The sequence below is a fragment of the Streptomyces sp. AA4 genome (genome assembly GCF_000158875.1).
In the GTDB taxonomy this organism is placed as follows: Bacteria; Actinomycetota; Actinomycetes; order Mycobacteriales; family Pseudonocardiaceae; genus Amycolatopsis.
The window spans coordinates 5631994-5657757 of record NZ_GG657746.1 but is presented as its reverse complement, the minus strand read 5'-3'; the positions used below and the strand labels follow the sequence as shown (position 1 = coordinate 5657757).

The 25764-nt window shown below is 65.9% G+C and carries 20 protein-coding genes and 2 pseudogenes; 14 read left to right on the top strand and 8 right to left on the bottom strand.

From position 1 onward, the window contains the following. The first annotated feature begins 514 nt into the window (after positions 1-514). From SSMG_RS25855 to SSMG_RS25840, 4 genes are all read left to right on the top strand, one after another. Positions 515-1834 carry an MFS transporter gene (locus SSMG_RS25855; RefSeq protein WP_199785985.1) on the top strand — a complete coding sequence of 440 codons (1320 nt, stop codon included), beginning with the start codon at positions 515-517 and terminating at the stop codon, positions 1832-1834. Between the two features lie 78 nt (positions 1835-1912). Then, positions 1913-3280, top strand: coding sequence for a glutathionylspermidine synthase family protein (locus SSMG_RS25850; RefSeq protein ID WP_009080871.1), 1368 nt, complete (start codon positions 1913-1915; stop codon positions 3278-3280). A gap of 10 nt (positions 3281-3290) precedes the next feature. Beyond that, complete coding sequence (locus tag SSMG_RS25845; protein WP_158688092.1) at positions 3291-4514, top strand: acetyl-CoA carboxylase biotin carboxylase subunit family protein; 1224 nt, start codon at positions 3291-3293, stop codon at positions 4512-4514. A 52-nt stretch (positions 4515-4566) separates the two neighbouring features. Then, positions 4567-5718: a GNAT family N-acetyltransferase gene (locus tag SSMG_RS25840; RefSeq protein ID WP_009080867.1), complete on the top strand. Its 1152-nt coding sequence runs from the start codon at positions 4567-4569 to the stop codon at positions 5716-5718. Between the two features lie 82 nt (positions 5719-5800). Here SSMG_RS25840 and SSMG_RS25835 read toward each other — a convergent pair whose 3' ends face one another. Genes SSMG_RS25835 through SSMG_RS25820 form a run of 4 tightly spaced genes read right to left on the bottom strand, consistent with a single transcriptional unit; the run spans position 5801 to position 9416 of the window. Beyond that, positions 5801-7324: an AbgT family transporter gene (locus tag SSMG_RS25835; RefSeq protein WP_037714882.1), complete on the bottom strand. Its 1524-nt coding sequence runs from the start codon at positions 7322-7324 to the stop codon at positions 5801-5803. 25 nt (positions 7325-7349) lie between these two features. Next, positions 7350-8381 carry an MAB_1171c family putative transporter gene (locus SSMG_RS25830; RefSeq protein WP_009080865.1) on the bottom strand — a complete coding sequence of 344 codons (1032 nt, stop codon included), beginning with the start codon at positions 8379-8381 and terminating at the stop codon, positions 7350-7352. A gap of 17 nt (positions 8382-8398) precedes the next feature. Continuing rightward, on the bottom strand, positions 8399-8875 hold the full coding sequence (locus SSMG_RS25825) for a hypothetical protein (protein ID WP_050788283.1): 477 nt from the start codon (positions 8873-8875) through the stop codon (positions 8399-8401). 52 nt (positions 8876-8927) lie between these two features. Next, on the bottom strand, positions 8928-9416 hold the full coding sequence (locus tag SSMG_RS25820; protein WP_009080861.1) for a helix-turn-helix domain-containing protein: 489 nt from the start codon (positions 9414-9416) through the stop codon (positions 8928-8930). A gap of 421 nt (positions 9417-9837) precedes the next feature. On the opposite strand from SSMG_RS25820, the gene SSMG_RS25815 reads away from it, so the two are divergent. The 5 genes from SSMG_RS25815 to SSMG_RS25795 all read left to right on the top strand — a co-directional run bounded on the left by SSMG_RS25815 (position 9838) and on the right by SSMG_RS25795 (position 15642). Continuing rightward, positions 9838-10758, top strand: a complete 921-nt coding sequence (locus SSMG_RS25815; protein WP_009080859.1) for a hypothetical protein — start codon at positions 9838-9840, stop codon at positions 10756-10758. Positions 10759-10763: 5 nt separating this feature from the next. Further along, positions 10764-12044, top strand: a complete 1281-nt coding sequence (locus SSMG_RS25810) for an NAD/NADP octopine/nopaline dehydrogenase family protein (protein ID WP_037714877.1) — start codon at positions 10764-10766, stop codon at positions 12042-12044. Continuing rightward, on the top strand, positions 12034-13320 hold the full coding sequence (locus tag SSMG_RS25805) for an aspartate aminotransferase family protein (RefSeq protein WP_009080857.1): 1287 nt from the start codon (positions 12034-12036) through the stop codon (positions 13318-13320). The genes SSMG_RS25810 and SSMG_RS25805 overlap by 11 nt, the downstream gene beginning before the upstream one ends. Beyond that, a complete protein-coding gene (locus tag SSMG_RS25800; protein WP_009080855.1) occupies positions 13317-14285 on the top strand; it encodes a TauD/TfdA family dioxygenase in 969 nt (322 codons plus the stop codon). Before SSMG_RS25805 ends, SSMG_RS25800 begins: the two co-directional genes overlap by 4 nt. Positions 14286-14541: 256 nt before the next feature. Next, the gene (locus tag SSMG_RS25795) at positions 14542-15642 is read left to right on the top strand and encodes a M20 family metallopeptidase (protein ID WP_009080854.1); all 1101 of its coding nucleotides are present in this window, start codon (positions 14542-14544) and stop codon (positions 15640-15642) included. A gap of 41 nt (positions 15643-15683) precedes the next feature. Here the strand turns inward: SSMG_RS25795 and SSMG_RS25790 are convergent, their stop codons facing one another. After that, the gene (locus tag SSMG_RS25790; protein WP_009080852.1) at positions 15684-17279 is read right to left on the bottom strand and encodes a gamma-glutamyltransferase family protein; all 1596 of its coding nucleotides are present in this window, start codon (positions 17277-17279) and stop codon (positions 15684-15686) included. Beyond that, a complete protein-coding gene (locus SSMG_RS25785) occupies positions 17276-18238 on the bottom strand; it encodes a 3-keto-5-aminohexanoate cleavage protein (RefSeq protein ID WP_286156975.1) in 963 nt (320 codons plus the stop codon). The genes SSMG_RS25790 and SSMG_RS25785 overlap by 4 nt, the downstream gene beginning before the upstream one ends. Positions 18239-18466: 228 nt before the next feature. Between SSMG_RS25785 and SSMG_RS42625 the strand changes: the two genes are divergently transcribed. Then, the gene (locus SSMG_RS42625) at positions 18467-19486 is read left to right on the top strand and encodes an alanine racemase (RefSeq protein ID WP_158688091.1); all 1020 of its coding nucleotides are present in this window, start codon (positions 18467-18469) and stop codon (positions 19484-19486) included. Next, on the top strand, positions 19483-20709 hold the full coding sequence (locus SSMG_RS25775) for an MFS transporter (RefSeq protein ID WP_037714872.1): 1227 nt from the start codon (positions 19483-19485) through the stop codon (positions 20707-20709). Before SSMG_RS42625 ends, SSMG_RS25775 begins: the two co-directional genes overlap by 4 nt. A 225-nt stretch (positions 20710-20934) precedes the next feature. On the opposite strand, the pseudogene SSMG_RS44910 reads toward SSMG_RS25775, so the two are convergent. Next, positions 20935-21069 (bottom strand): annotated as a pseudogene (locus SSMG_RS44910) (IS110 family transposase); the annotation flags it as partial. A gap of 303 nt (positions 21070-21372) precedes the next feature. Further along, positions 21373-21777 (bottom strand): annotated as a pseudogene (locus SSMG_RS43800) (IS110 family transposase); the annotation flags it as partial. Between the two features lie 850 nt (positions 21778-22627). Between SSMG_RS43800 and SSMG_RS25770 the strand changes: the two are divergent. The 3 genes from SSMG_RS25770 to SSMG_RS25760 all read left to right on the top strand — a co-directional run bounded on the left by SSMG_RS25770 (position 22628) and on the right by SSMG_RS25760 (position 25763). Further along, positions 22628-23212 carry a hypothetical protein gene (locus SSMG_RS25770; protein WP_037714869.1) on the top strand — a complete coding sequence of 195 codons (585 nt, stop codon included), beginning with the start codon at positions 22628-22630 and terminating at the stop codon, positions 23210-23212. A 71-nt stretch (positions 23213-23283) separates the two neighbouring features. Further along, positions 23284-24555, top strand: a complete 1272-nt coding sequence (locus tag SSMG_RS25765; RefSeq protein ID WP_050788281.1) for a 7-cyano-7-deazaguanine synthase — start codon at positions 23284-23286, stop codon at positions 24553-24555. Next, a complete protein-coding gene (locus SSMG_RS25760) occupies positions 24552-25763 on the top strand; it encodes an ImmA/IrrE family metallo-endopeptidase (protein ID WP_009080839.1) in 1212 nt (403 codons plus the stop codon). Before SSMG_RS25765 ends, SSMG_RS25760 begins: the two co-directional genes overlap by 4 nt. The last annotated feature ends 1 nt before the right edge of the window (position 25764 follow it).

The following is a 25764-nucleotide window of genomic DNA, read 5'->3' as shown; positions in this document are numbered from 1 at the left end:
GCGGCCGACGTTCGGACATTCATTACGCAGTCATCCCGTGCAAGTCCGATCTCGCTCGTCAGAGACCAGGCTGGGAATGGTGCGATCACGAGGTGGTCGCACCATTCGTTCTGCTGTTCGGCGGGCGCAGCCGTCCCGCCCGATGCCTTAAGGAGTAAACCGGTGCAGGAAACCGGGCCCAAGCCGTGCAGGCGGTTAATACTTCGGTGTGCGGTCAGCTCAACGAGGTCGAGCTCGAGGTGTGCGAGGCGAGCCCGTCGGCGGATGATCCGTTGTGGTGAACTGCCCGGCCGTGGGCCGCTGAGCGGTCGTGACGCCTCGTACGGTGCCGCAAGCTGACCCGTTCGGCTGCCGGGAGGGAGGACCGCGCGTCGGCCTGCTGAACGGATGACGTTGTCCACGAATCGAAATGGGCGTGAAGGATTCGCTGCTGTCGGCCGCGATGCGCCGCTACCGGTGCGAACTGTGTCGAACAGACCGGGGCGGTGACCCTGCCACCTTCTCAGCATGGGGTATGACGATGTTCGGTAACTCGGCACCAGTCCGGGAAGATCTGCGGAGACGATTGACCTCGCAGCTGAAGCAGACGCTTTTCTCGGACAGTCCGGTGGCCAGGGCTCTGACGATCGCCACGATCTGCGGAGCCTTGGCGAGTGGACTTTTCTTCACGGTCAGTGCGCTCTTTTTCACTCGGGTGGTCGGACTGCAAGCCGCCACGGTGGCTCTCGGCCTGACAATTGCCGGTGCTTTGGGCGTGCTCTGCACTCCGCTCAGCGGATATGCCGCTGACCGAGTGAACCCGCATCTACTGATCGTTCTGGGCACGGCAGGGCAGGGGCTGGCCTATTTGGCCTACGTAGCGGCTTCCGGGACGACCTCGTTCATCGTCACCGCATGTTGCGTGGTCGCCTGCCGCTCGATACAAAGCACTGCGCGGCTGGCCCTTGTCGCACAGACTTTCGTCGGGCCTGAGCGAGTTTCACTCCGGGCCAGGTTTCGCTCGCTCGACAACGTCTTCATCGGAATCGGGACGCTTGTCGCAGGCTTTGCGCTTCTGTCCGATACACCGGCCGCGTACCGCGTTACCATGATCTTCCCGGGGATTTTCTTCCTGCTGGCCTGCCTTCCGCTGATAGTCCTGGCTCGTCGCTTGCCTCCTACCGCCCGGAACGAGAACGCGGGCGGCGCGGACACGCCAACTTCCGGGCTCCCTTCCGGATCCGTCTTGCGCGACAAGACATACCTCGCCGTGACTGCGCTCAACGCGGTGATGGCCATGCAGTTCGGTATGCAGGCTGTAGGCGTTCCGCTCTGGATCACCACTCGGACTCATGCGCCGCCGGTGGTCATTTCGGTGCTGCTCATCATGAACACTGTTCTCATCGCACTGTTGCAAGTGCGTGCATCCCGGAGATCTGACGACATCGCCTTTGCGGGCCGGTTGGTCCTTCGTGCCGGCATCCTGCTCGCGGCCTCCTGTGTACTGTATGCGCTGTCCGGTCACGTCGTCGCAGTGGTCGCGACAGCACTTCTGCTGGTGGCCGGATTGGCGCAGACCGGTGCGGAAATGTTCTCCGAAGCGGGCAGTTGGGGCTTGGCATTCGAACTCGCCGACCCAAGCCGAGCCGGGGCATACCAGGGTGCCAGCCAAACCGGGTTCGCGCTCGGCACCATGCTGGGGCCGTACGTGGTGACTGCGACCGCGGTGGAACACGGCACGATGGGCTGGGCCGCGGTGGGTGGGCTTTTCCTTGCGGCTGGCGTCGCGACCTGTCTCGTCGCGCGAAGTGCGGCGGCTCGGCAACGATTGGTCGGCGTGGCGGAGACCGGATGACCAGCAAACGCCCTATTGCCCACGCAGTTCCCGGAGGCGTGCCTCGTTGCCCGCTGCTCACTGTTTCGAGAGGTGCATGTGCGTAATCAGCTCACAGCTCGTTTCCTGAATTCGCCCGCAGCGCGATCAATTCTGTCGACGCCAGAGGTGGACTCTGAGGCTTCGCAGCTGCTCCGCAGTGCTTTCGGCCCGGAATTCTTGACTCGGCCGCTGTTTCTGGAGCGGCAGGAGACGGAACAGATCCGGTCAGCCCTCAATGTCATTGCCGATGTCTTGTTCTCCCTGCCGGAGCGGATGTGCGACGGCGATCTCCGGCGATTCGCGGGCTTGGTCGGGATCCGCGAGGACCAAGCAGATCTGCTCGGGGAAGGGATACAGGAGCCGCCGGTCCGGTACGGGCGAGCGGATCTGTACTTCGACGGCGACCGCTTCCGGACGTTGGAGTTCAACCTCGGGAGCCCGGTCGGAGGGCTGCAGGTCGCCAGCATCAGTCGCGCATTGTATGGCAGTAACGAGCACATGCGGGATTTCGTCCAGTCCGAAGCGCTTGAGCTCGAGGATCCGCTTCCGGCGCTGGCTGCGATGCTTCGCGCCTTCGCCGCAGACCACGGACGGGACCCGGTCGTCGCGGTCATGGACGGACCAGCCAGTTATGCGGCAACCGAACCGCATCTCGCGGGCATCGCCCGCGGGTTGCGGGGACAGGGCATCGAGGCGTTCGCCTGCTCTACCGCAGACGTCCGGGACACCGGCACCTCGCTGCGAGCCGCCGGGCGGCATTTCTCGCTCGTGTACCGGTTCTTCACGCTCAACGAGATGACCGATTCGGTGGCCGCGTCCGAGCACGCGGCTCAGCTTCTCGGTGCTTTTCGGACCTACGGCGTGCCGGTGTTCACACCGTTGAGCGGAGTCCTTTTCAGCAACAAGACCGTCTTGGCGATGCTGCACAGCAAGCGGCTGCTCGGCTCCCTTTCGGCTGCCGAATCCGAGGCTGTGAGGGAGGTGCTCCCGTGGACCCATGTGCTCGCGGACGAGGAAGTCGAGGTGCGGGGAGCGCAAGAGAACTTGCTTGAGTACGCACGGCAGCACCGCGATTCTCTCGTGATCAAGCCCTCGGACGGGCTTGGCGGGCAAGGTGTCGTTCTCGGGAACCAGGTCAGCTCTCCGGAATGGGAAGCCGCGCTTCGGGAGGGCGTCGTCCACGAGCATGTCCTGCAGGAAAGGATTGCCCCGCCTGTTGAGCAGTTTGTCGCACCGGAACCCGGGGCGGCCACGTCCTGGGTCCCTCTTTGGGGAGCGTTCCTGATCGGCCGCGAATACGCGGGCACGATGGTCCGGGCTGCCAGGGCTTCAGAATCAGGCGTGATCGCCCTGTCCCGCGGCGCTCAAGTCGGATGCGTCTATCGCCAGACGGGCCATTGTGGCAACGCCGACTATGCGGCTTGACGAGGAAAAGATGACGGAAACCATTCCGCAGCCTGTTCGAGACGTCCTGATAGTGAACCGCCGCCGCCTCGAGCTCGTCGAGCGCGTACTCGACGACCGTCGCCTGCGGGCGGCAGTGATCACCGAGCCGGATTGCGCGGAGCTCTACTGCGGTATCGACGACGTGATTCACGTTTCAAATGTGCAGAACCTGGACGAGGTGCGCGTGGCCGCGCTCGAACTCTGGGACCGTCGCAAGTTCGACGCGGTGCTCGCCCCGGGAGAAACATCGATCCCGGCGGCTGGCTATCTCCGTTCGTACTTCGGACTTCCCGGCATCTCCTTCGAGGTCGCTCACGCGTTCTGCGACAAGAGCGCGATGAAGGCGCGGCTGCGGCGCGGAGGCATCCCAGTGGCCGGCAGCACGCTGGTCTACCGGGCATCCGCACTGCCCGCGACGATCGCTGCCCATGGTTTTCCAGCGGTGGTCAAACCATCGTGGTGCGATGGAGCTGCTGACGTGCATGTCATCGCGAACGAGTTCGACGCGGCGGCGATCGCGTTGCCCGACGGGCCGCTTTCGGTTGCCTCCGAGCCGCCCTTCCTCGTCGAGGACTACGTGCCGTTCGACGAGGAGTACCATTGTGACGGATTGGTCCAGGACGGACGAGTGGTTTTCACCGCGGTCGCGAAGTACCTGACCCCGCCGCTGCGCTCCATCGGCAAAGTCTTCGGTTCCTGCACGCTTCCTCACGAGGATCCGGACGCGGCGGCGCTGCGACGGCTGCACGCCGACGTCGTGAAGGTCATGGGACTACGCGACTCGGTCACCCATCTCGAGGTGTTCCGCAGCCCGGACGGTTTCGTCGTTGGCGAGATTGCCTGCCGTCCGGGCGGCGGCGGGGTCCCTCACATGCTCAGGACCGCCTATGGTTTCGACACCTGGGACCACTACACCGCGGCCTCCTTGAACGAAAAGCGCAACTGGTATCCGAGAGCGACCGGCAAGGTGCATGCCTGGGTCATGTTCCCGGTGGAACCGGGCGTGGTGAAACGGGTACCCGATGTCGCGGCGTTTGAGGAGTGGCCCGAGATCGACGATTTTCAGCTGAAGATCGCAGCGGGGGACAAGTTCGCGAGCAAGCGCTATTCAACTACGGGGTCGGCAATCGCTTATTGCACGGTTCCGTCCGCCGCGGACCTCACTGCTCTGGTCGCCAGGCTGCAGGACGAGTTCGTCATCGAGTACGAGTGAACGCGGCGGAAACTGACTGGCATATTCACAGCGGACTGCGAGGGTGCGAGAGATGGCGAGAATAAGCACGACGGACTCGATCGCGCAGGTGGACGAGTCCCGGATCCAGCGGCTCACCGTCGGCAGGTCCTTCTACGTCAGCCAGCCATGGCTTCTGTCGGTCGAACGCCTTCGCGGCGATCAGGTTCGCTACCTGATGAGCGAGGACGACGACGGTTCCCTCCTGGGCCTGCTGCCCGTTTACGACCAGAAGCCGGTCGCGCGAGGCGGTCCCTACGACGTGCACCGTCGGTTCCTGGGAGCTTCCGGGGGATTGTTTCGGGACGAGGATTGGTCTCCTGCTCTCGTGCTCGGACAGAACTCCGCGTTCTCCGCGGAGTTTCTGCTTGCGAACGATCTGCCTGCCGATGCGGAGAAAAACGTTCTGCTGGAGCTTCTCGGCGGGGCGGAATCTGTGCGACGCGAAACGGCCTCGCCCAGTGTCGCCGCGTTGTACCTGAATGAGAACGGCAGCAGGCAGCTTGCCGGCCTCGACCGGTACGAGCCGTCGATTCTGTGTGGTGTGGACTGTGAAATAGCGGTTGCCTGGAATTCCTGGGACGACTACCTTCGGCACCTGGGGAAGCGGGCTACTGTGGTTCGCCGGGAGCGAAGCACGTTCGAAGCCGCGGGCTACACCGTGACCGTGGAGCCGCTCAGCGGGTGCCTGGATGCCTCGCTTGTCCTGTTTTCCAACCTCCAGCGGAAGTACGGCGACAGTTCGCCGATCGAGGCGCGCGCCCGTTATCTGCAGATACTCGTGGATGAAGTCGATTCATACAGTCGCCTGTTCGTGATGAGAAGAGGTGAAGTGGTACTGGGCGTGTGTCTGGCATTCGAATGGGAGAAAGCGCTCTACATTCGCCAGTTCGGTCTTGACTACGACGCAGCGGTGAACGCTTTCGAATATTTCAACGTGACAATCTACGAGCCGGTTCGATATGCTGTCGAACATGGCCTGGACCGGATTCATTTCGGCCGGAGCACCTATACCGGCCGGATGCTCCGGGGCGCCGCTGCCAGACCTCTGGCTGGGGTGAGTGTTTCGGCGGTAGCCGGCGTGCCCGGCGACGACCAGAGCTTCCGGCAGTGGAATGCCGGACGCTTGCGGGCAGTCCGGTCCGGGAGCCACGCTCAGATCACCGAGACCTTCCGCGGGGAGTGACGGACTTCGTCGAGCAGATCCGGTCGTCGCCTCCGGGGACAGGAGCCGACGACCGGATCGGTGTCGTTACCGCCGCCCGACCTCACGCACCGGGGCCGAACGGGATGCCCAGCAGGTACCACGCGATGAAGAAGGCGATCCACACGGTCCAGACGGTCCCTGCGAGCGGGACCGTGAACGAGGCCAACGTGCCGATGCCCGCCGATTTGCGGTAAGTCTGGATGAACCTCAACGCCATGGCAAAGTAGGGGCTCATCGGCGTGACGCAGTTGGTCGCTGAGTCGGCTACCCGGTAAATGGCCTGGGTAGCCTCCGGGGCTATCCCGATAAGCATGAGCATCGGCACGAAGATCGGTGCGACGAGCGACCACAGCGCCGACCCGCTGGTGATGAGCAAGTTCAGCACTGTGATCAGGACGGCGACGCCCACGAGCACGAGCCAGCCCTGCGTCCGGAGGCCCCGCAGCGCCTCGGCACCGCTGACCGCGAGAATGTCGCCGATGTTCGTCCACTTGAAATAGGCCAGGAACTGGGAGATCGCGAAGAACAGCACCAGCGTCGGTGCCAGCGAACGGACTCCGTCGGTCATCGCTGCGACGACGTCCCGTGCGCCGGCGAACGTTCCTGCGATGGTGCCGTGGACCACGCCGAGCACGGCGAAGAACAAACCCAGCGCAGGGGCCATCCCCGTGAACAGCGGCGAGTTCACCACTCCTCCGCCGGAGCCGCGCAGCGGAGACCCGGAGGGAACCATCGCCACGACCAGGCCCGCGACGAATACGACGGCGACTATGCCGGTGACACGCAGCGCGCGGCGTTCGCGCGCGGGCGGCGCGATCTCCTCGAGGTCTCCGGCGCTGGGCTCGTCGACCTCCAGATCCGGCCGTCGCGCCAGGACGGCTTCCACGACCACGGTGATGGTCACTGCGACCAGCACCGACGAAGCGAGACCGAAGAAGTAGTTCGCCACCGGGGTGACGATGTGATGCGGGTCCACCGTCTGCGCCGCCGCGGTGGTGATGCCGGAGAGCAGGGCATCGGTGGTGGTCAGCGACGGGGACGCGTCGTAGCCTGCCGAGATGGAGACGAAAGCCACCACGCAGCCCAGGACGGGGCTGCGATTTGCGGCCCGGAAAGCCATCGCGCCGATGGGAATGAGAGTCACGTAGGCCGCGTCTCCTGCGATGTGGCCGACCATCGCGGTCAGTGACAGCGCGAAGGTCAGCCACCGTCCCGAGACCTTGGCCACCATTCGACGCAGGAGCGCCGTGACGAATCCGCTGCGATCGGCCACCGAGATGCCGAGCATCACCACGATGATCGTCGGCAGCGGCGGGAAGTTCGCCAAGTTTTTGACCGCGCCGTCGAGCATAACCGCGAGGCCGTCCGTGCTGAGCAGGTTCCGGACCGCGATGGTTTTTCCCGTCGATTCCTGGACCGCGCTGAATCCCGCCGCTGCCAGCACAGCACTGAGCACGATGACCCCGACGGCCAGGAGCCAGAACAGCCAGAACGGATCCGGGAGTTTGTTCCCGACGCGTTCAATGGCCGCGAAGGAACGGAACGCGGCGCGCGAAACAGCGCGTCGTGGTCCGACGGTCTTCACGTGAACATCCTTAAGGCGGGTGGTTTCAGGCAATCCGGGACTGGCGCGACATCCGGACCAGCCACTGCACTTCGTCGGCCAGATCGGTGCGGCCGGACGCCCGAGGTTCCTCCTCCGCGCCGAGGACGAGCCGTCCGTCGTTGATTTCGACGACCCGGCGGCAGAGGTGGTAGCCGATTTCCCGGAAGCGGAGGCGGTCCGCCAGCCGAGAGGTCGGCGGATCGAGCGCGATGAAGGGGACGCGTTCGTAAAGATCGCGCCACAGCGGGTAAAGCGCTTGATAGCTGCGGTAGTCGCGCAGCCACGTCGAGGCAGCCGAGAGCTTCGATTCCCACGACGGCAGGGTCAATCCGATGATCAGCAGCGGAACGCCGGCACCGATGCACAGCGGCGTGACGAACTCGATGTCGGGAAGGTCCACGTGAAGATAAAGAGCAGTCACCCCGATCAGGCGATGGGCACAGTAGAGCAGGTAGACGGTCGCTCCGACGGCGGTGATCCTCAGCCCTCGGCGCAGCCAGGCACCCGGTGCCACACGGGCGTAGCGCAAGCACAGGAGCAGGATCTCGAGCAGTCCGGCAGCGAAGGCGACGGTGTAGAGCACCAGGTAGACGGCGACCTCGGGCTGTCCCATGTTGTCCAGCAGGTAGTTTCCTGATCGGCTGGAGACGACGTGCTCCGCGGCCAGCCACAGGCTGACCAAGGTGCCGGCCATCACCGCGGAGACGGCGAGCCAGACGATCGCGCGCCGGCGGGCCTGCTTCGGCGGGTAGGTCCAGTAGCTCAGTGCCACGAGCATTCCTGTGCTGCAGGCGACGCCGCCAAAGACGTGCACGCCGAGCGCGGTGAGGTCAGGGATGCCGGTCAGCTGGTCGACGATCGCGGCGATGCCAGGGGCCGCGAGGGTCAGCGAAGCGGTCTTGGCCCCGAACGCCGCGGTCAGCATCAGCAGCGCGCGGTCCTGCCGGTTGGCGCGCAGGCCAATCGCCAGGTGGACGCACGCCGCCAGGCAGCTCACGGCGCAGGCCAAGAACGTCCAGTTCTCGATGTCGTCCAACGCATATCCCCTTCGCGTCAGATCCTGCGCAAGGACTTCGAGATCCGGGCGAGCACGTCGGCTTCGGCCGAGGGAAGCTCGCCGGGCGGGCCGGGATCACTGCGGCCGAGCCGCTCCAGCAAGATCGTCGCGACGATCTCCGCCTCTTGCTCGTCGCTGTCGGCGTACCCGCCGCGGCCCAGCATCCGGCGGACAAGGGCCGGGTCGAGATCGGGAAACAGCAGCTTGGCCGCCTGGTCCGTCATCGCGTCGGTGCTGATGTGCCCGCAGAGCATGTGGGAGAACTCGTGGGCGATGATGTGGTTGCGGTGCTGAACCCCGGCTGTCGCTTCGTAGACGACCAAGTCGGCTTCGTCGGTTTCGAGCCACAAGCCGCTCAGGCCGGATCCGTGCATGTCGAGCGGAACGAGCCGGATCGGTCGATTCCGGTCTGAGCTGACCTTGTCGCGCAAGGTCAGGACATCGCAGGGATCCGGCAGGCGGAGCGAATTCACCAGCGTACGGGCCTGACGGCGCAGCCTGCGAAAATCGCGCGGCCGCCGCGGTTCACTTCTGTCCCGTCGGATCATCTCCGGCCTCCTCGTCGACTGGGGGGAGGCCTTGGAGCTTCCGTACCTGGTCGAGAACGGAAGTGACGGCTTCGAGGTTCTCGCTCGAGAGCCCGATGGCCCGCATGGCGATGCCCCGGATGCCGGCGTCGCGCATCCCTTCGAGCATTTCCAGCTGCTCGGCGATCCGGTCGGATTCGTCGCGGTCGAGGAAGTAGCCGGGCGTGACGCCGAAGTACTCCGCGAGTGCCACCAGCAGTTCTGGCGAGGGGTTGACCCGCTTGCCCGCGCGCAACGCTGACAAATAGGCACCGCTCACCCGGAGACCGGGGTGCCGCTCACGTATTTCTTCGGCGACCGCATTGTTCGTCAGCTTCTTCCCTGCGGTGCGATTCATCCGGAACAGCTGGTCGAGCCGCTCGCTCAGGACCGGCGCCTGATCCTCCGCTGGGGTGCCCGGGTTCTGTGTGTCGCCTTCGCCAGGCACTCTCTACCTCCTGCTGCGTCGGGACCGTCCAGGCCCGTGCCTCCATCGTGCAGGCAACGGACAGTTCACGTCAAGACGGAAAATCAACTGACAGTTGCATTGCGATCCGTCTCGTGCTTATAGTCGCTCAGGGCGCTCGACGAGACCGCCGTCCATGGCCACACGGACGGAGAAGTCAAGCGGACGACCCAGCCGAAAGGGGAGGTTCGGTATGACAGTGCAGCTCGCGTCCCGCTGCGGAGAATCCGCCGGAACACCGTCGCGCCCTTGACAGAAAGCGGTGCCGGAGCTGTTCGCCGAGGGGGCGCAGCTCCGGCACCGGCCCGCATCGCCCGATTCTGATCGTCAGTCATGCCTGGGGAAGTGCTCCCCGGGTGTCTTCGTGCGCAAAAAATCTCACCGCCTCACAAAGGATTGAGTCATGCTGGAAACAGGGCCGACCGCCCGGATCGCACTCGACGACGCCGAATGCGCGCTGGTTGCGAACATCGTGCACAAGGTGGGTGAAAACTGCCCCGGCCAGACGGAATACCGTTACCTGAGTTTCTTGCGGGACTATGCGGGCACTCTGCTCGACCGGATCCGCGAATTCCGTGATTCAGTCGTGGGCCAGCCAGTTCTCGTGACGGGTCTGCCGCAGTTCGACGACGTCGAGCGCAGCAAGATCCTCGCGCTGCTGATCGGCCAGTCGGTCGGAAACTGCGTTGCCTACAGCGACTACAACGGATCCTATATCACTGACATCCGGCCGACCGAGCTGTCCAAAGAAAAGAGCGCGGGCACCGATCTGCTGGCCATGCACAACGACCTCGCCTGGGCGAGCGACGTCTGCCGGCCGAGGACTCTGGTCCTGGTCCCGCATGTCGCGGAAGGAGCCGTGCCGCGTACCTTGCTCGCGCCTGCCGCCGAAGTCGTGGAACGGCTCGGTGCCGACGTCGCCGATATCCTGCGTTCGCCGGTTTTCGAAGCCCGCTCCGGCTCGTCGCTTGGCTGGAAATACGAACGCGTTCGCACAATGGCGCTGCTAGCGGACATCGATGGCAAAACTGTAGTCCGGCTCAATTTCTCCGCCTTCACGCCTGCGGCTCATTTGGACGCCGAGCAGCGTGCGGCCGCCGGCGCGGCGCACCAGCAGTTGCACGAAGCCGCCCTGGCCGTCGGCCGGATTCGCGGGCACGCCGTGCGCAAGGGCGAGGCACTGATCATCCCGAACGACTACTGCCTCCACGGACGCGACCCGATCGACTCGGGGGCATGCCAGAGGCTCTTGCTGCGTTCGTACGTCGTGCCCGACAGCGTCGTGGAACACCACGGCCGCACGATGATCTCGCTCGAGCACTGAGCGAGATGCCGGACATCGTCGTGATCGGCGGCGGGCACGTCGGCCTGACCCTGCTCACCGATCTCGTATCCACGCAGAAATCCCACGGCTTCCGGCCCACGCTGCTGTTCGTGCGGAGAGGCTCCGGCCAGCGGGTGTTCGGCTCGCTCACCCGGACCAATCTCCTGGACGGCAGGCAGGACTCGGTCGAACTGCGGGCTGGGCATTTCGGTTCGCTCTACGGCGAAGATGCCGACGTCCTCCTCGATCGGGCCGAGCACATCGTCGTCACCGTGCCGGACATCCCGGCGCTGCGACTGGAGTTGATGGATCGCATCGCCGGGCTCGGCCGCCTGGCGGGCAAGGTGATCACGTTCGTCCGCGCCGGACAGGGCGGGCAGCCCGTGGTCGCCGACTGGGTGCGCCGTACGCCGCAGCTGCGAAACGCGTCGGTTGTCCTGGTCGAGGACGCGTTCTACGGTACTCGTGTCTCGGGCGCGCACATCGCGTACAAACGCAAGTTTTCAGTGAACGTGTCCGTGTACTCGAGGACTCCGGAGAGCGCGGCGGAGCGGGTACGGGCGCTGTTCCCGCTCGGCGCGGAGATTGGCAAGCAGTCATGGCCGGATGTCGCGGTGCGGCCGGGCATCGGACTGCTTTTCGATCCGCTCGGCTATATCATCCACGTCGGAGTGGCGTTCCACAGCCGGAACCTGGTCAAGACCCGCGCCGGCCGTCGGTACCTGCACTACACCGACGGGATCGACCGGGAGCTGGCTCCGCTGCTGGCGGCGCTCGACCAAGAGCGCGTCGATCTGGCGCGTGCCTACGGGGTGAAGACGGAGACGTTTCCGCGCATCATTGAACGCCAGTACGGGCTGCCCCATCGGTCCGACTTCTACGAAATGATGCAGTCGTGCCGGGAAATCTACCGGTCGACCTCGTGCGCGTCCTTGGCTGAGTTGCGGCAGTCGCGGCTGGTGCGCGAAGACCTGCCGGGACTGAGGACGATTCGCTGGCTCGCGGACGTCGCAGGCGTGACACTGCCGGTCACCGAGCGATACGAGACGGAGGTGGCCCGGACCGCCCTCGACCTCGGCGTCGCCCAAGCCGACCTGGACGGATATCTCCCGCAATTGGCGGAAATCCGTGCGGATATGCCTTTCCTGCGCTCGCTTCTGGTGTCGCCGCACGCGCTTCAAGTGGTCGGCGGCGACGGCACCTCCGCGAACGTCCTTCGGCGGCTGCCCTGGTCTTGCATGCCTGGCCCGCTGGTCCACGAAGAAAGGATGCTGAGTGCTGGATGACGCGCTGGAAGCGGCATACGCGCGCTATGCGCTGAAACGGCCGGAGAGCGCGAGGTTGCATGCTGGTGCGGCCGCGTATCTGCCGTCCGGGACCACGCGGTCCGTGCTTGACTTCGCACCGTTCCCGTTCGCCGTCGCCTCCGCGACGGGCTGTCGGCTGACGGATGTCGACGGGCACGAGTACCTCGACTACCTGGGCGACTACAGCGTCGGGCTTGCCGGCCACAACCCGGCAGAGGTGCGCGAGGCGATCGAGACCGTACTCGCGGGCGGGTGGTCGTTCGGCGCGGTGGCTCCCGAGGAAGCCCAGGTGGCCCGCTTGCTGTGCGAGCGGTACCCGTCGATGGACCTCGTACGTTTCACGAGTTCGGGCACCGAGGCCAATCTGGTGGCGGTGTCGCTGGCCGCCAAGGCGTCGGGACACGCCGCGGTGCTGGCGTTCGACGGCGGATACCACGGCGGTTTCTTGAGCTTCAGCCGCGACGGGGAATCGCTCAACGTCCCCTTCGAGTCCGTGGTGTGCGACTACAACGACCTCGAATCAGTAGCGACGGCCTTCGAGTCTCGCCAGGGGCGGTTCGCCTGTGTGCTGGTCGAGCCGATGCTCGGCTCAGGCGGCCGGATCCCGGGAGACCCGGCTTTCCTGCGCGGGGTGCGGAACTTGTGCGACGAGTACGGTGTCCCGCTTGTTTTCGACGAGGTGCAGACGTCCCGGACGGCGCTCGGCGGCGCGCAGGCCGTGCTGGGGATCACGCCGGACCTGACCACCGCCGGGAAGTACCTCGGCGGCGGATTCGGCTTCGGCGTCGTCGGAGGCAGGAACGGGATCATGCGCATGCTCGATCGCGCGAACGAACCCCACTTCGACCACTCGGGAACGTTCAACAACAACCGGTTCAGCATGGCCGCGGCCTTGGCCATGCTGAACGAAGTGCTCACCGCCGAACGTCTCGACGAGCTGTTCCACCGAGGTGAACGGTTGCGCAAACAGGCTAACGAACTGTTGCGCACCAAGGGGTTCCAAGCCACCGGCTGGGGCTCGCTGATCAGCATCCACCCGGTCGACCGGGCGGTCAGCCGCGCCGCGGACCTCGCCGGTGCCGACCGGCGCCGGGTGCGGCTGCTCTTCCACGAGCTGATCGAGCGTGGCGTGTACATCGGCAAGTCCGGCTTCGTGACGTTGTCGCTGGCCCAGGACGACCTGACCGACGAGACCTTTTTGACCGCTCTGGAGGGCGCGCTGAGCGCCCACGACGACTACGGACGGATTTCATGACCACTGCTGGCATGCTCGACTCGATCACCTTCCGGGACGGCTTCCCCGCGATGGCCTGCCGGCAGGGGAACTCGGCAAACCCGGTCGAAAGCCTCGCGAGCCTGACCGCGGAGCAGCGGGCCATCACCCGGGAACTACTCGACACAACAGGTTCGGTGCTGTTTCGCGGCTTCGAAGTCCGCACCGTCGACGACTTCGAACGCGTTGCCAAGGGCCTGCTGGGCGAACTCGCGCCGTATCGGGGCGGCGACTCGCCTCGGCAGGCGGAGAAGGGCTTCGTCTACAACGCAGCGGGACCGAGTCCGTCCCGGTTGCTTCGCGCGCACAACGAGCTCTCCTACGCGCCTTGGCACCCGACGACGCTCTGTTTCGGCTGCGGCAGGCCAGCGGACGAAGGCGGCGCGACCACGATCATCGACGGGCACCGGGTGTATCTGGCTCTGCCGGAGGAAATCCGGGAAGCTTTCCGCACCAAGGGCGTCACCTATATCCAGCACCTGCCGAATGAGAGCGGTGACCCGAGCGGGATCAAATCCTGGCCCGAGACGTTCGAGACCGGAGCGCGGGACGAGGTCATGACGCTGTGCGAGGCGAATTACACCTCCGCCGAGTGGACTGAAACCGGCTTGCTCACCACGAATCGCACGCCGGGAACGTTGCCGGTCGGCTCTGACGGCAGGGAGGCGTGGTTCAATCAAGCGCACATTTGGCGCAAGGACGAGAGCGTCACCCCGGACGTCACGAACATGGACCTCTGGCGGACGCGGTTCGGGTACGGCGCGATCTTCGGCGACGGCACAGAGATCCCGGCCTCGTATGCCGACGTGGTCAGCCGGACGCTGATCGACTGCACGGTACCGGTGAACTGGGAGACCGGCGACGTGCTGCTGGTGGACAATCGGGCCGTGATGCACGGTCGGCTGCCGTTCTCCGGTCTGCGGGAGGTGTTCGTGGCGTTCGCCTGACATCTCTGTTCCGGCAGCAAGGCCTCCGCCGACGGCGGACGTTCGGGCTGGACGCGCAGCATGCCGATCAGAATGTCGCGTTCCTGGCATTCGGCCGCTCCGACAAAGGGATGCTGGCAGACCGGGTACGCCGTCGTCGCGTCGTTGTGCGCACGGCACCTGGTCGCCAGCTTCCCCGGCTCGTTCCGCACGGGGACAGCGGACTGATTACCAACGCACAGAAGGGCTCTGCGGACATGGGAGTTATCGTCAGCGCATGATCACGCACACCGCCGTCCCGGTTTCCGTCGAATCGATGCTCGACGACCTCAAGATCCTCGTGGAAGTCGAGTCGCCGTCGGGCGACGTAGAGGCTTTGACCCGCTCGGCCGCGGTGGTCGCCGGGATCATCGAGACTCGTCTCGGCGGACAAGCGGTTTTCGTCGAAGGCGAGGCTGGTCCGCACGTCCACTGGTCGGGCGGAGGAGAGCCGCGGGTGCTGATCGTCGGGCACCACGACACGGTCTTCCCGCACGGGACCTTGGCCCGCCGCCCGTTCGCGGTCGAGGACGGACGGGTGACCGGCCCAGGGGTCTTCGACATGCTCGGCGGTCTGGTGCAGGCGATTCACGGTCTTGCAGCGCTGGACGACCTGACCGGCGTGGAGATCCTGGTGACGTGTGACGAGGAAAACGGCTCGCATACTTCGCGGGCCCTCATCGAGGAGCGAGCGCGGGCGTGCGGTGCGGTACTGGTGTTCGAGGGCGCGGCCGAGGGCGGCGAGCTGAAAACCGGCCGCAAGGGGTGCGGCACGTTCGAGGTGCGGGTCACCGGCCGGGCCGCGCATGCCGGTCTTGAGCCGGAAGCCGGGGTCAACGCCTTGGTCGAAGCTGCCCGTCAAGTACTGCGCATCGAGGAGCTGAGCCGCCCCGAGGCGGGCACCACGGTAACCCCGACCATCGCTTCCTCCGGCACCCAGAGCAACGTCGTGCCTGCTGAGGCCACGATCGTGGTCGACGTCCGGGTCGCGAGCACAGGGGAGAGGGATCGGATCGAAGCCGCGTTCGCCGCTTTGAAGCCGGTTGCCGGGGAAGCCTCGATCGAGGTGCGCGGCGGTATCGGACGCCCGCCGATGCCCGAGTCCGCGGCATCGCGGCTTCTCTCGATTGCTCGCGGGCTGCTGCCCGGCATCGAGGGCGTCGCGGTCGGAGGCGGGAGCGACGGCAACTTCACCGCGGCGATGGGAGTGCCTACCCTGGACGGTCTCGGAGCCGTCGGCGGCGGTGCCCACGCTGACCACGAGTACCTGTTCGTTGCCAGCATGGCCGAGCGCGCGAACCTGGCGACCAGCTTGGTAGCGGAGATCCGGAAGTCGTGAGCGCGGGGCGGTCCGCGTCGGCGACCGACGCGGACCGCCCGTCACCAGCTGGCAGTCAGGCCTTCTTGCCTGCCGTCGTCCAAGCCGCAGGCGAACCCGTTGCCCCGTTCGACGAGGCGCTTGACCCCGCCGACGCTGGCTTTGACCACAACAGGATGACCGCGGTCGGCCAACGCCTCGACGACCTTGCCCGGCATGGCATCGTCGATGCGCAAGTGTGGTTCGACGTCGGCTTCGACCTTGTCGCACCCCGGATAGTAGGTCCACTGCGGCCGGCTGAGAGCCTGCAGCGAGGTATCGCCGTCGTGCAGCAGCGCCAGCACGGTCTGGGCGTTCCACTGCGTCTGGCCGTCGCCGCCTGGCGTTCCGCCGAGCCAGCGCAGACCGCCAGGCCCGCTGATGCTCCACGGCAGGATGGTGTTGACCGGGCGTTTGCCCGGTGCGGTGCGGTTCGGCTCGCCAGGTCCGAGAGTGGAACTGCGGCCGAGCCGGTCGCCGAGGAAGAGGCCCAGCTCGGGAACTCCGGCCCCGGAGCCGAATGCCAGTCCTAGACTTTGCACCCAGCTGACGCCGTTGCCCTCGGCGTCCAGGACCGCGAAGTGTGTGGTGTCGCCCTGGTGGTAGTGCCCGGCGCAGACTGACGCGCCGCGTCGTCGCGGGTCGACCCCGGCGGCCAGTTCGGACAGCACGGGCTCGGACAGGGGGTTCGGCAGCTTCATGAAGTCCGGGTCGCCCAAGTGCCGCAGACGCCAGCCGTAGGTCTGGTTGGCGATCTCGGCCAGCACGTGCATCCCGGTCGGCGAGTCCGACCGGTGCTCGGCGGCGAGCCGTTCGTAGAGAGCCAGATTTTGCAGCAGCAGAGGCCCCTGGGTCGGGGCCGCGGTGGTGGCGACGGTATGCCCGGCGAACCGCAGTGTCAGCGCGGAGTTCAGCGACGCGTTGTCCCGCAGGCAGTCGTCGCGTGTGACGAACCCGTCGAGACGGTCGCTGACGTCTGCGATGGCTTCCGCCAGCAGGACGCGCAGGGCCGCGGGCTCGTCCGCGTGCTTCGCGATCAAAGCGTACAGCGCCGCGAGGCCTGGCTGCCGCAGAGCGGAGCCGACCGCGCCTTCTGCCGCCGCGGGTTCGTAGCGCGTGCGCAGCTGAGTGTCCTCGACAGACTCGAGATTGTCCTTCGTCCACCGGTGGAATTGCTCTGTCACCGGGACGCCGCGTTCAGCGAAATCGATCGCTGGCGCGAGCAGCCTGCTCATCGGCAGCGAGCCGAACTCGCGGTAGACGGCGAGCCAGCCGTCCATCAAACCCGGTGTCGAAACCGATAAAATGCCGGTCTCAGGCACGGTTTTCAGCCCACGTCCGGCGTACGCCTCGACGCTCGCTCCCGAGGGTGCCCGGCCCAGCGCCGTGAGCGCCACCGCGTCGGCCGAGCCAGCCCGGTGCAGCACCGCGACCCCGTCGCCGCCAGGCCCGCACGCCATCGGCATGGCCACGGTCATCACGGCTGAGACCGTGACCGCCGCGTCGAAGGCGTTTCCCCCGTCGCGCAGCACGTCGAGCCCGGCGATGGTGGCCAGAGAGCTGCCGGTCGTCACCATCGCCGCGCCCCATTGACGACGGTCGCGCAGCACGACTCTCATGCGATCGCCCGGTCCACAGACGGAAGTCCGATAGTTTTGCGAGCTTCTTCGGGAGTCATCGGTTCCCGGCCGAGTTCCGCGGCGATGCGCACCACGCGTTCCACGAGGCGCGGGTTGGTGGCGGGACTGCGGTCGGCCCAGTCGTAGTAAGGATTGTCCTCGAGGCCGACCCGCACGTGCCCGCCGAGACTCAGCGCGAGGGTGTTCGCCGCGAGCTGAGAGCGGCCGATTCCGGCGAAGGCCCAGGTCGTGTCCGTGGGCAGGCTTGCCAAGATCGCGGCGGCGTTGGCCGCGCTCACGTCGGCGGTGCCCCGCGAACCGAGTAGGATGTTGCAGTAGTGCGGCCCGGTCAGGATGCCTCGCTCGATCAGGAAGTTGGCGTAGTTCGCCATGCCGACGTCGAAGATCTCCAGTTCGGGCACGACGTTGTGCTCGCGCATGGCCGCGGCCAGGCCGGCGATGGTTTCGGGGCTGTTCACCGACGGGCCGCTCGCGAAGTTCATCGACCCCAGCGTCAGCGAAGCCATTTCCGGCTTGGCCGGGCCGCCGATGCGAACTGAGGCGCTCCGTTTGTCCAGTTCCGACCAATTGCGCCCGCTTGTAGTCACCACGAGCACAAGATCGGGCGCTACGGACGCGACCGCATCGCATATCTCGGCGAATCGTTCAGGGTGCCAGGTCGGCTCTTCGTTGTCGTCCCGGGCATGCAGGTGCACCATGGCAGCACCCGCGTCCCTGCAGCGCCGCACGTCGGCGGCGATTTCCTCGGGCGTGATCGGCACAGCTGGCACCTTCGCCCTGCGCGGCACCATCCCGGTCGGGCACAGGTTGACTATCACCTTGTCGGCGGTACTCACAATTCCCCCCTTGTGCAAACGGCTCGGCTTGTTGAGCGCAAAGCTATCGAGCCGCAATTCTCCCCTGTCGAAACCGGGAATATAGCTACCGTCAAGAGGCACGTCAACCAGAACTTGTCGACAGTGGAGTGAATCATAGTCCTTGCTGACGGCGATCCTTGATGTTAGATTCCTTCCTGCTGCGAAACAGCGCCTGGGGAGGGGGGTGTTTCATTATGCGTAAGTGCAAGAGCACGCGCTGCAAGAGCCTTTGATGTCATGGCGGGTACGGCCGATCGGCCGTACCCGCCATCTTAAACAATCGATGATGGTGTCTTCGTGAGTCCTGTCGTGTTCGTCAGCAGGCCTGTGGTCGAGCGCAATATCGAGAGGTATCACGCCCGGTTCAAGTGCTCTTCGGTCGCATTGCGTGCCCATGTGAAGGGCCATCGGACGGTCGAGCTCGCGCGGTTCCAGGAAGCTGCCGGCGCGTCTGGAATCGCCGTGCACACGACGGCGGAAGCGCGTCGTTACCTCGCCTCGGGCATAACGGATATTGTGCTTGCTTGGCCGTTGATATCACCAGAGCGTTGGTCGTTCTTTGCCGATTTTTCTGCTTTCGCTGATGCGCGCGGTGCGACAGTTTCCGCGCATGTCGGAGATCCCGATGCGGTCCGGCAACTGGGCGTGTTGTGCACTGCGGCGGGCACCGATCTGGCCTTGCGGATCGACGTGCACTTCGACGACCGGGGAATCGCTCCGGAGCGAGTTCTCGACCTGGCGCGATTGGTCGAGACCACCCCAGGGGTGCATCTGGACGGTGTCACCGGTTACTGGGGCCCGGCCACCGATGACGAGGTTCGGAACTGGGACGAATGCGGCCGCGCGATGGCACGCACGCTGGTCGAGGTCGCGGGAGAGGTGCGGGCGGACGGCATGACGTGCCCGACCGTCGCGGTCGGAGGCACGCCGAACGCGCTCGCGGTGCTGGACGTTCCGGGGGTGACCGAGGTCTGCGGCGGCGCCTACGCCCTATGGGACTCGGGGTCGGCGGAGGCAGGGTTGTGCACGCTCGAGGATGTGGCGGTCTCGGTCCGCGCCACCGTGCTCGACGTCGCCGACGGCGCGATCCGTACTGATGCTGACGAGCTGTTGGCCGACGCTTCTCAGGACTGGGCGCCCGAGATCGTGGCCGTCCGTGCGGACGGCACGCCGTTCACCGAGGCTCGGGCCGGAGAGGTCGTCGACCTGATCCCCGCGCATCTCTGCCCGTTCGTCAAGAAGGCGGGCCAGCTGGTCGTCACCGACGACGACGGCCGGCCGGAGGGCAAGTGGGATACGCTCTACTTCGGACAGGAGACGAACAGGTGAGTGAAGCCGCACTCGAAGACCGCGGCGTCATTCGCCGAGTAAGCGCGCAGATCGTTACGCAGCACCTGCTGGCACAGCTCGGCTGCTACACTATCTTGCCTGTTCTACCGGTCCTGCTGGGCCGGCTCGGCGGCGGGCTGAGCGCGTGGTTCATCGGCGTGGCGTTGTTCGCTTTCAACGCTGCGATCCGCGGTGCTTCCCTGTTCTGCGGCGGGATGCTGCACCGGTCCCGGGTCCGGGACAGCATGACGGCCGGGCTACTAGTGGCCGCGGCCGGTTTCGTCGCGCTGCCTGTCGCGCCTGGCACGGCAGGTGTGCTGGTCTGCCTCCTGGTGGCCGGGATCGGCATCAGTGTCAACGGCCTGATGGCGAGGGTGTATGTGGTGATGCGCCTGAGCACCTCCGGCGCCCGCAACACCGTTTTCTCGGCTATCCAGACGGCCGCCAACGTCGCCGCGGCGTTGGGGCCTTTGATCGGCAACCTGTTGCTGGGCGGGCAGTACCTCACGCCGTTGCTTCTGCTGGTTGCCGGTTTGTACGCGGTGGCCGCGGTGGTCGCGTTCGCCACGGTCCCGGCTGACTTGCGTCCGGGTGACGACGCGGTCCGCCCGCCATTGCGGATGGGCATCCTGAAGGTCGTCATGACCGACCCGGTGGTACGACGGATCTCGCTGGTCGTCGCTGCCGGGCTGTTTCTCTATGGGCAGTTTTTTTCCGCTGTGGCCTTGAAATTCACGCAGCTGACCGAGTCCTCGGCGGTGCGCGCTGCCGCGTTCGTGACCAACGCGGTCCTGGTCGTGGTGCTCCTGATCCCCTTCAGCGCCTACGCCCGGCGAAGGCTCGCTGCGGGAGTTCGGCCGTTTGGGTTCCTGCTTGCCGGAGTGGGTTTGTTCGCGGTGTCGTTCGCCGTGATGGCGGCAACCGGGGAGACGCTCGTCGGAGCGTTCGCGGCTGTCGTGCTGTTCTCGATAGCGGAAGCGGTCATCTCGCCGATGATCAGCACCGTGTTCGGCGATCTGACCGGCGACCGGCCAGCCGTCGAGGTTTTCAACATGCGCCAGGTAGCGACAACGGCCGGCGAGTCCCTGGGCGGCTTCGCTGGCGGTGCTTTGTTCTTGACAGCTTCAGCGCACAACGTGGGCTATGTGTATTGGATAGGATTGGCCGCGTTAGGAGCTCTCGTGGTATCGACGCAGTGGCGTAGAAGGAAGAACGTTTCATAGTCGGCCAGCCGGCATAATGGACATTATTTATGTTCGCCTATTATTTGGGTTCTGTGAGAGCAGTCTGCGCGGGGCTGCTGATCGGCTGATCTGCTGGTCGTGCGAGGAAAGCGTTGCCGTTTGGGAAACCTATTCAGCGCGACAAGCGCAATCAGTAATATGACAGGAACGAATTCCTTGAAGGTCTGACTTCGCTTCTTATTCCCCGGGGGTCCTGTGTGGTTGTCAAGCCGCGGCTGCGGTGGGAGCTGGCTCGGGGTGTCGGTAGTGGGTGCCGTTGCGGAGCATGGAGTAGAGGACGTCGCAGCGGCGGCGGGCGAGGCAGATGAGGGCGGCGTTGTGGTTCTTGCCTTCGGAGATCCGGACGGCAGGGAGGCCGGGGATGGTTCCCACGTTCACTCTGTGACCGATCGTCGAGGGAGGTGCCCAGCTGCTGCCCCGACAGCATCGCCACGACTACGCCGCAGGCTTTCACCGTGGCCTCCCCGCCGACGACCTTGTCCGGCTTCGGAGTTGACGAGCCAGGCGGCTCGCCACGCGCTGCTGTCCAGCCCATATCCACCAGGTTGGAGCTGGTTCGACGTCTACAGGGCTTTACCGCTGGTTCCTCTTGTGCACGTTTCTCGTCTTGCTTGCCGAACCCGCGCCGTCTGGCTGTACCGGCACGTCCAGTTCGGCCAGGGCCTCGTCGCCCACGTCGACCTGGCGCAGGGTGTGAGGCAGGGGAGCGAGCGGCGTCGGCGATGATGAACGGGTCTCGGGCATCGGTTTTGGCTCGGCCGGGGTAGAGGTCCGCGATGCGGCGCATCGCCAGGCCGGGCAGGTAGGCGACCTGGTGGCCGGCGGCGCGGGCGACCGTGACCGGCAGCGCCCCGACCGTGGCCGGCTGGTCGACCACGGCCAGCAGCGGACCGTGCTGGGCCAGCTGGTCGAACAGGCCCGCAGCTTGCGTTCGGTGTTGGGCAGCGGTCCGTCATGCAGCCGCTTCCCGTCCGGGTCGAGACCGACCGCGTGGTGGGCGTCCTTGCCGGTGCCCAGGCCGAGAAAGACCTCAAAACTGCTGCGCATCCACCATGCCGTTTGTTCGCCGCGACGTGGTCACCGGGTTGGGCATCGATGGCCGGCACCCACGTTACGTCGAGGTCTACCAAGCTGGTGGCCGTGTCCCTATTCAGCGGTCCGTCGATGCCACCAGACCCGGTGACGCCACCCCCGGATCATGCGTGCGACTGGGGGCGTTAGTCATGCCGGGCCTAGTGACCACGGCTCCTTGATCAGGAACTACGAAGAAGGTCACGGGGTCCGCGAAGGTGACCGACCTGAGTCTCGCCAGCGCGGGTTTCAAGGTGTGCCGCCGCGCCGACGTTGTGAATGCCGGAAACATACTCATGGGTGATGACCGGCTGGTTCGTGGCGTGTGGGCGGGCGGTTGACGGAGTGACGGCACGGTGGGTCCATGATCACGTACTGTGATCGTGAGATTGCGAAACATGCTGTTAGCGCGAGTATCTGCGCGGCTGGTGCTGCGTTCGCGATTCGATGGCTCCGAAGATGTGGCGATCCTGGTGCTGTGCGCCATGAGCGAAACACGCGGCGATCGTCGTCGGTCATCGCGTCGTCGTAGCGTGGTCCGTCCGGTCTCGCGGCGCGGATGTGGGCAATCTGGACCGTGACGACGGGGACTCGCCGTTCATCTTCATGACCTGCTCGGGGCGGCCGCGTGCGTAGCAACGGACAAGACTGAAGGCGAACAGCGCCTTCTTTGTCAGTTCGGGTCGTTGCGGACTGTACGACCTTAGACCGGCAGTTTTGGGCGGACGAGTCATCGTGGCTGGCGAGCCCACGTTTCACAGATTACTTATTGACATCTATTGCGAGCTTGAGCGACTATAGATGTCAATAAGTCAGGGAGGTGCACGTGCCTGATGGTGACTACATCGCCTGGCACGCGGCAGCGAAGTGGCGCAAACTTGCCAACCTGCTGAAGTCGGGCGCATCGGACATCGAGATCGAAGACAGCGCAGCTTCCGCTGTCGCCAAGACCATCCGAGCGTCCGGCGGGGTGCCTGACTTCGCAGCGGCTGCGCAACAGGTGTTCGCAGCCGTCGCCGTCGACTCTGCGGTGGTGGCCCGCCCCAAGCCGTCGGCGACCGTGGTCGGCCGGATGCTGTCGGATTCGATCCAGGCACTTGCGGTCCGGTTGCAGAACTCGATGCAGTTGGTCTCTCCGGCCCAGGCCGCTCAGCTGCTGGCGCGCCAGATGATCGGCCGGATCGTGGCGGCTGGCATCGACCACGACGTGCCTGCTCTTGTCGGCAAGGGGCACTTCACGGCGGGGGAACTGCAGACTGCGCTGCGCAGGGTGGTTGACTCCACCCCTATGAAGGAGCTGGCGATCCGGTGGTTGGCGCATCCGACCGGCATCGGACTAAGGGCTCCGAACCGCAGAACCGCTGCCAAACCGCTCGACGAACTGCTCGGCACTGCTTTGGATGAGCTGTGAGCGCCGTCTCGCGAAGCGTTATCGCCTTTCGCTCGTCGTCTGACCGGGCGGCGAGACGCATCGAGTTCGGGGTGGACGCTCGGCTGGACGGACAAGGCGTCCCCGACGTGCTGTCCCGTCAACTTGACCCGCTCGCGGCGGACTTGCTGGAAGTCGCGGCCGCCGTTTACGCCGTCGACCGCAGCGTGGTCCGACCGCGCTACGCGGGGTTCGAACGCGGGGAAAACTGGGCGCGGCAGATCGACCTGACGATCCCGGTGCGCTGCCGGGAACGCTGGGAGTCCGTGCGGACCGACCTGGCGGAACTGCTCGCATGGCTTACCGACGACGAATGGTCCGTCTCGTTCAGCGAGTCGGATCGCGACAGGCTCACCGGAGGCCAGGGATACCTGGTGAGCACCTTGCCGGACGACATCGAGCCGGTGCTGTTCTCCGGCGGCCTCGACTCGTCCGCGGGGCTGGCTCTCCGCCTGGGCGGGCCGCCGCTGCTGCCGGTCAGCGTGCGCACGAACAACGACATGGCCGGGGTCCAGGAGCGCGTCCTGTCCCGACTCCGCGGCGTGTCCCGCGAGGTCCTGCCAGCGGCCAGTTTCCGGGTCAACCTCACCGAGTCCAGGACCCGAGCTCCTGGGGCGAAGCAGGAGAATTCCCAACGCTCGCGCGGTCTGCTCTTTCTCGCCGCGGGCATCGCGGTGGCGATCACGCTCGGAAAGGGACGGCTGTGGTTCCTCGAGAACGGGATCGGCGCGATCAACCTGCCCTACTTGCGGTCCCAGGTCGGATCGCAGGCGACGCGGTCCGCGCATCCGCGGACGGTGCAGGCGATGGCCCGGCTGGCCGGGACCCTCACCGGTCAGGATTTCGCAGTGGAAACGCCGTTGCTCGGCCTGACCAAGGCCGAGGCGGTGTCGGCTGTGCCACCGGAATACGAGCACGCTATCGCGTGCAGCGTGTCCTGCGACACGGGATTCGCGTCCCGGATCAGCGGGCATCCGCCCTGCGGCACCTGCACCTCGTGCTTGCTGCGGCGGCAGGCGGTGACAGCTTCGCGGTATCCGAAACTCGACGAGGGGAAGCGATTCCGGCGGATTCCGGACCGGACGACGCCGGAGCTGGCCGCGATGCTGTGGCAGGCTTCCCGGATCGAGTCGCGGCTGGCCGAGCAGGATCCGTGGAGCGGCTTCGTGGAGGAGTTCCCGGAGATCGCCGGAGCTGCGGAGTTCGTGCCCCGGGACCGTCTGCTGAGGCTGTTCGGCGCCTACGTCTGCGAGTGGCCTAAGGTTTTGGCCTCGATGGACGTGCCGGTCGGAGACTGGTTCAGCGGGCAGGAATTGGCTTCGTGACGACGGGAAAGACGATGGAACAGACCGAATCGGCCCAGGCGCTCGCCTCGCGGATTCGGGGTGCCCGCGAGGCGGCGAACCTCACCCAGGCACAGGCGGCAGCCGAGCTGGGCGTGAGCAGGCCGACACTCATCGCGATGGAAAAGGGCACCCGGTCGGTCAGTCCGCCGGAACTGGTCAAACTCGCGAACGCCTATGGGCGCGACGTCGCCACCCTGCTGCGCCCGACCGCGCCGCCGGCGTCGATCCGAGCCAAGTTCCGTACGGCGTTCACCACCGGGCCCGACAAGAGCGAACAGCTCGAGACCGCCGTGTCCGAGCTGGAGGAACTGGCCGACAACTACGTCGATCTGCTGCGGCGATCCGGATCGAGACTGCCCGGCCGACAGCCCGCGAGCAGATCGCTGGACTATCTCGCGCCCGACCGTGCCGGCGAGGACCTCGCGACGGAGGAACGCAACCGGCTCGGGCTCGGCGACGGGCCGATCCAGCAGCTCCGGGAGATGCTCGAAGTCGAAGTCGGGCTCCGGGTGTTCTTCCTCGACCTGCCCTCGAAGATCGCCGGGCTGTTCATCTACGTCGATCCGCTCGGCGGTTGCGTCGGTGTCAACCGCAACCACCCAGCCGAACGACGGCGATGGACGATGGCGCACGAATACGCCCACTACCTCTCCTCGCGCGACCGCAGCGAAGTCACCCCGATCGGCGCACGGGGCAGGATCCCGGACACGGAACGGTTCGCCGAGGCCTTCGCCGGGAACTTTTTGATGCCCCGCAACGGCATTACCCGTCGTTTCCACGAACTCAGCCGGGACAACGGAGGAAAGCCGACTCCGGCGACCATCGTCCAGCTCGCGCACGCCTACCGGGTATCGGCTCAAGCGCTCTGCCTTCGCCTGGAAGACCTTGCGCTGGTGCGCCCGGCGACCTGGGATCGGCTGAAGGACAACAACTTCCAGCCGCGAGCCGCGGCGGAGCGACTGCGGTTGCCGAACCTTCCCGACAACGGCTCCCGGCTGCCGTATCACTACCGCACGCTTGCGACGCAGCTGTTCGTCGACGGAGACATCACCGAGTCGCAGTTCGCCCGGTATCTCGGGACCGACATCGTCGGCGCGCGTGAGGAGTTCGAGCGCTTGACCTCCACCACGGATGTAGGGGACGACGGAGAGATGCAGGTGCTCGACCTCCTCGACGGCGTGGAGTGAT